This window comes from Streptomyces sp. URMC 123 (assembly GCF_051386515.1).
Classification (GTDB): Bacteria; Actinomycetota; Actinomycetes; order Streptomycetales; family Streptomycetaceae; genus Streptomyces.
In genome coordinates this window covers 1-1,459 of record NZ_JBPQTV010000600.1, presented here as the reverse complement: position 1 = coordinate 1,459, position 1,459 = coordinate 1, and the positions used below count along the sequence as shown (strand labels likewise).

At 77.8% G+C, this 1,459-nt stretch carries 2 protein-coding genes; one reads left to right on the top strand and one right to left on the bottom strand.

Annotation, left to right across the window (positions count from 1 at the left end):
- Positions 1 to 719 (bottom strand): helix-turn-helix transcriptional regulator (locus ACSNOD_RS31095; protein WP_436770423.1); only part of this gene is annotated, 719 nt, incomplete at its 3' end.
- 335 nt (positions 720 to 1,054) lie between these two features.
- On the opposite strand from ACSNOD_RS31095, the gene ACSNOD_RS31090 reads away from it, so the two are divergent.
- A partial coding sequence (locus ACSNOD_RS31090; protein ID WP_436770422.1) for a cell division protein PerM occupies positions 1,055 to 1,459 on the top strand: 405 nt, incomplete at its 3' end.

Here is a 1,459-nt window from a genome sequence, read left to right as displayed (position 1 = left end):
GTGGAGGCGGGGGCGAAGGGGTGGCGCAGCCGGCGGCCGATCCGCCCGACGAGGCGCGACAGTCGTGCTCGCGGCGGTCCGCCGCCTTCCGCGGCGCCGCCGCCCGCCCCCGGCCGGTCGTCAGCCGAGGGGGTGTCGGCCGACGCGCCCTCAGCCGAGGGGGCGTCAGTGGTCCGCGCGTCGTCGGCGTCGCCGTCCTTCCGGGGCGCCTCGCCCCGGCTGACGGCCTTTCCGGTCCTTTCGGCCGGGCGGCAGCCCTCGCCGTCGGGGCCGGGCCGTGAACCCGAGCCGGACGCGACCACCACCGCCGCGCCGACACGTGCCGTGCCTGACGCGCTGTCATCGCGGGCGGGGAGGAGGAAGGCCGCCGTCCCCCACCCCGGTGCGGCGGCCGACAGGCCCTTGGCCGCCCCGGACACGCTCCGCCCGATCCGTGGGCCGTCGCCGCCCGAGGACCGGCCCCGGGCGTCGGCCGCCGGCCCGGCCCACGACGGGCCCGACGGGCCGCGCCCCTCCAGCAGACGGGCGTACGCCGCCCGCTTGCGGCCCCGGGGCGTGCTGCGGCCCGCCTCCCAGGAGCGCACGGTATTGCAGGTGACGCCGACGGCCGCCGCGACCTGTTCCCTGGTCAGCGAGCGCGCCTCGCGTAGCCGTCGGCGCTCCTGCGGTGGCGGCAGCGGGGCCTCTCCCCGGGTGACGCCCGGCCTGCTGCGCGTCATACGGGTCTCTCCGCGCCGCGGCCGGGTCGGGTACGGGCGCGGGCGCGCCGGGGGCGTACGGAGGCCCGGTCGCGGGCCGGGCCCGGGTCGCGCGCCGGGCGCCGGCGGAGTGCCCCGTCGGGGTCGTACGCCACGCCCGGGTCGTACGCCACGCTCCGGGCGCAGCGGGCCGCCGCGCCCGTATCGGTCGAACGCCGGAGCGATACGCGGCGGCTCGTACCCGTGTCGGAGTGCCGTACGAAAAGGTGCATAGGCACATATTGAGCGACACGACGACTATTCGCTCGTTACACCGGCTCATCGTGTGTTGTTGGCAGCATGGCGGGGTGACCCAAATGACCGAAAGTGGCGCGTCGTTGTCGCCATACGGCCGGGCGCCCGCCGATGAGCGGCCGACGGCCGCCGGGTCGGGGCTGCTCGGCGGAGCGGTCGCGGCCGGCCTCGGACTTGGTGCGATCACCGTCGTCGTCCTGCTGCTGTGGATCATCTCCCCCTATCCGGACAGCGGGCCCGGCGGGGCCCTGCACATCGCCGCCGACCTCTGGCTCCTCGCGCACGGCACCCGGCTCGTGCGCGAGGAGACGCTGTCCGGGTTGCCCGCGCCCGTCGGGGTGACGCCGTTGCTGCTGGGCGCGGTGCCGGTCTGGCTGCTGTACCGGGCGGCGCGACACGCCCTGGAGGCCGCGGTGGCGGCCCGGGCCGAGCGCGCGGGGGTGGCGGAGGAGGCAGGTGGCTGTCTC